The organism is Mycobacterium sp. TH-M15, from assembly GCF_057473705.1.
Map to the genome: position 1 here is coordinate 1 of NZ_JBYCLB010000067.1, position 3,488 is coordinate 3,488.

Annotated in this window: 4 protein-coding genes; 1 reads left to right on the forward strand and 3 read right to left on the reverse strand. The window is 74.5% G+C overall.

The window, feature by feature from the left end; genetic code table 11:
• Nucleotides 1-7: 7 nt before the first annotated feature.
• A complete protein-coding gene (locus AC2VNT_RS01670) occupies nt 8-601 on the forward strand; it encodes a TetR/AcrR family transcriptional regulator (RefSeq protein WP_486945209.1) in 594 nt (197 codons plus the stop codon).
• Here AC2VNT_RS01670 and AC2VNT_RS01675 read toward each other — a convergent pair.
• The 3 genes from AC2VNT_RS01675 to AC2VNT_RS01685 are packed head-to-tail and all read right to left on the reverse strand — an operon-like array spanning nt 554 to nt 2,924.
• Nucleotides 554-1,063, reverse strand: coding sequence for a 2'-5' RNA ligase family protein (locus tag AC2VNT_RS01675; protein ID WP_486945206.1), 510 nt, complete (start codon nt 1,061-1,063; stop codon nt 554-556). The genes AC2VNT_RS01670 and AC2VNT_RS01675 overlap by 48 nt on opposite strands.
• Before the next feature lie 2 nt (nt 1,064-1,065).
• Nucleotides 1,066-1,761 carry a dethiobiotin synthase gene (bioD, locus tag AC2VNT_RS01680; protein ID WP_486945207.1) on the reverse strand — a complete coding sequence of 232 codons (696 nt, stop codon included), beginning with the start codon at nt 1,759-1,761 and terminating at the stop codon, nt 1,066-1,068.
• Nucleotides 1,758-2,924: an 8-amino-7-oxononanoate synthase gene (locus AC2VNT_RS01685; RefSeq protein ID WP_486945208.1), complete on the reverse strand. Its 1,167-nt coding sequence runs from the start codon at nt 2,922-2,924 to the stop codon at nt 1,758-1,760. The genes bioD and AC2VNT_RS01685 overlap by 4 nt, the downstream gene beginning before the upstream one ends.
• Between the last annotated feature and the right edge of the window lie 564 nt (nt 2,925-3,488).

Below are 3,488 nucleotides of genomic sequence, written 5' to 3' on the forward strand. Positions count from 1 at the left end.
TCGGGGTGTGCTGCCTCACACACTCGCCGTGGGCGCCGCGGCGACCGCGATCCTGGACAGCTACGGCATCGCCGATCTGACCATGCGCCGGCTGGCCCGCGAACTCGACATCACCCCGGGGGCGCTGTACTGGCATTTCGCCAACAAGCAGCAGCTGCTGGGCGCGGTGGCCGACCGGTTGCTGGAGCCGGTCTGCACCGTCTCCCGTGTTGGTGTCGACACCGCCGACTGGCAGCCGCTGATCGGGCAGATCTGTACCGCGATGCATGACGCGCTGCTCGCCCACACCGACGGCGCCGAGTTGGTCTCGGCCAGTTTCGCCGCCGGCCAGTCGGCCGCTGCCACCGAGGTCCTGGGCGGCTTGTCCGGCATCGCCGCCGGCGCCGGGCTGGAACCGGAGCAGGCCGAGTTGGCGGCCCGCGCGCTGATCTACTACGTGCTGGGCGCCACCGCCGACGAGCAGTCCCGGCTGCGGTGGGCCGATGCGCTGCCGGACGGCTCGGCCGGGTTCGCGTTCGGGCTGCGGTTGCTCATCGACGGCCTGGCGGCGCAGTCAGCAGATCGGATGCTCAGCACGGTGTTCGCCGTCCCACCGGCGTAGCCCGGCGAACCGCCCGGGCAGCTGCGCCGGCCGGCCGACGATGTGCAGCGCCCGACCGAGCTGGCCGCCGCGGACCCGACGGGCCAGCGTCACGTGCGCGGTCCACTGCCCCGGGGTGCTGTTGGGCACCGGCGCCGCCGCCAGCGCCGGCCGGCAGAGCCGGTGCACCTCGGCGTGCAGGTCCAGCAGCGCCGCGGTGGGCACCACCAGCCGGGCCAGCACCGCGCCGGCCCGGCCGAACAGCACCGGCGCGCCGACGACGCAGTCCAGCGGCAGCCGGGTGCACAGCGGCGCCAGCAGCGCGTCGACGTCCGCACCGATCCGGTCGGTGACCAGCAGGGTGACGTGCGGCCGGCTAGCCGGTGCCTGGCTGGGGATGCCGGCCGCGGCCAGGTCGGTCCAGAGCCGTCGGACGGCGGCTTCGGTGTCGTCGTCGAAGACCAGCTCGATGGTGTGCACCATGGTCAGCGCGCCGGCTCGGGTGGTTCAGACAGCGCCGTGACCCAGGCCGGATCGAACGCTTGCGCACTGAGCGCGGCGAACTGTGCGGGGCCGAGCGTCCCGGCGCCGGCGGGCAGCACCGCCCGCACCGGCGCCAGCCGGGCCAGGGCGTCCCGGTTGGACAGCTCGGCGGCACCCGGCCGCTGTGGCCAGCTGCCGATCACCAACCCGGCGCAGCGCAGTCCCCGACTTGCCAGCGCCTCCAGGGTGAGCGCGGTGTGGTTCAGCGTGCCCAGTTCGGCGCCGACCACCACCAGCACCGGCGCGCCCAGTTCCTCCGCCAGGTCGGCCAGCGTGACGCTGTCGGTGAGCTCGACCAGCAGCCCGCCGGCACCCTCGACCAGGGTGAGCCGTCCGGGGCGGTCCAGCGCGCGGATCGAGTCCAGCAGCTCGGCGCGGGTCGGCAACGCCATACCGGCCGCTTCGGCGGCGGCCACCGGCGCCAGCGGCTGCGGGTAGCGGGCCGGGCCGACCAGCTCGGTCACCCCGGCCAGCCGGGCGATGTCGGCCAGGTCGTCGTCGCCGGCGGCGGTGCCGGTCTGCACCGGCTTGCACACCGCCACGTCCAGGCCGGCCTGCCTGGCGTGGGCGGCCAGCGCCGCGGTGGCGATCGTCTTGCCGACCCCGGTGCCGGTGCCGGTGACGACCAGGACGGTCACAAGCCGGCGACCGGCAGCTCGCGCAGCACCCGGCTCAGCGCCTCCCGGGCCAGGGCCAGCTCCTCGTCGGTGAGCGACGCGCGCGCGGTCAGCCGCAGCCGCGACGTGCCGGCCGGCACCGTCGGCGGCCGGAAGCAGCCGACCCGCACCCCGGCCGCCAGGCAGGCGGTGGCCGCCGCGACGGCGGCCTGCGGATCGCCCAGCACCACCGAGACCACCGCCGACGCCGGCACGCCGCCCACCCCGCAGATCTCGGCCAGGGTGGCCGCATTTGCCAGTACCGCATCGGCGCGCCACGGCTCGGCGACCAGCACGCCCAGCGCGGCCAGCGCCGCGCCCACCGCCGCCGGCGCCAGCCCGGTGTCGAAGATGAACGGCCGGGCGGCGTCGATCAGGTGCTCCCGCACCGCGGTCGGCCCGAGCACCACCCCGCCCTGGCTGCCCAGCGCCTTGGAGAGCGTCGCGGTGACCACCACGTCCGGCTCGCCGGCCAGGCCCAGCTCGTGCACCAGGCCGCGCCCGCCGGCGCCGCGCACCCCGAGTCCGTGCGCCTCGTCGACGATCAGCAGCGCCCGGTGCTCGCGGCAGACCTGGTGCAGCCGGGTCAGCGGTGCCAGCACCCCGTCGGCGGAGAACACCGAGTCGGTGAGCACCACCGCCCGCTCCTCGGCGCGATCGGCCAGCGCCGCCGCCACCGCGTCGACGTCGCGATGGCCGGTGACCAGCACCCGGGCGCGCGACAGCCGGCAGGCGTCCACCAGGGATGCGTGCGAATGGGCGTCGGAGACCAGCAGCGAGCCCGGCCCGGAGAGGGCGGTGACCGCGCCCAGGTTGGCGGTGTAGCCGGAGGAGAACACCAGCGCGGACGCGGCGCCGACGAAGCCGGCCAGGGTGGTCTCCAGCTGGCGGTGCAGGTCGGTGTCGCCGGTGACCAACCGGGATCCGGTGGCCCCGGCACCCCAGGTGCGCAGCGCTTCGACGCCACCGGCGATGACGGCCGGGTGCTGGGAGAGGCCGAGGTAGTCGTTGGACGCCAGGTCCACCTCGGTGGTCACCGGCGGGCGGGCGGTCAGCGCGCGACGCAGCCCGGCGCCGCGGCGCTGCGCGGCCACCTCGGCCAGCCAGGCCAGGGCGGCGGCCGCTGCGTCGTCGTCGGGTGTCATCGGGCTAAAGCCTACGAGAGTCGGCGCGTGCCGCGAACTGGGCCGCTACCGCGCCGCCGCGAAACCAACCGGCCATGCAGTTCGCGTGGCCCGACCGCACACCTATTGCGGGCTTACCGGGCTCGGCGGTTCCGCGGCTTCCGTGGACGGAGGTCTTCGGTTGGCGTGTCCAGGCCGCGCTCGACGACCTCTCGAACCTCGGGGTTCTTCAAGTACGCCGCCTCGGCAGCTGACATCACCACCGCCGGTTCCAACACAATCGTTCCCCCCGCCTCTTCGCGAGCCAGGTACGTTCGGCTCTTCAAATCAAATCCATTGAGACTGACGCGGTTTCGGCCGTCGAGGTCGATCCGGGTGCTGGCGGCCACCACGGCCTCCCATGTCTAGTCAGATTTCCCACGCCCCACTCGGGGCATCACCCATTGAGCCTACAGCCTCAGCGTGTCTGGACGCCCTCGACCGGCTCTGGAACGACGACCGCCAGACCGCGGACCTCGTCGAGGGCGCGCTCGACATACTCGAAGCCAATCCAGCGGACCCACGCTGTCGCGCCGCGAGTCTTCG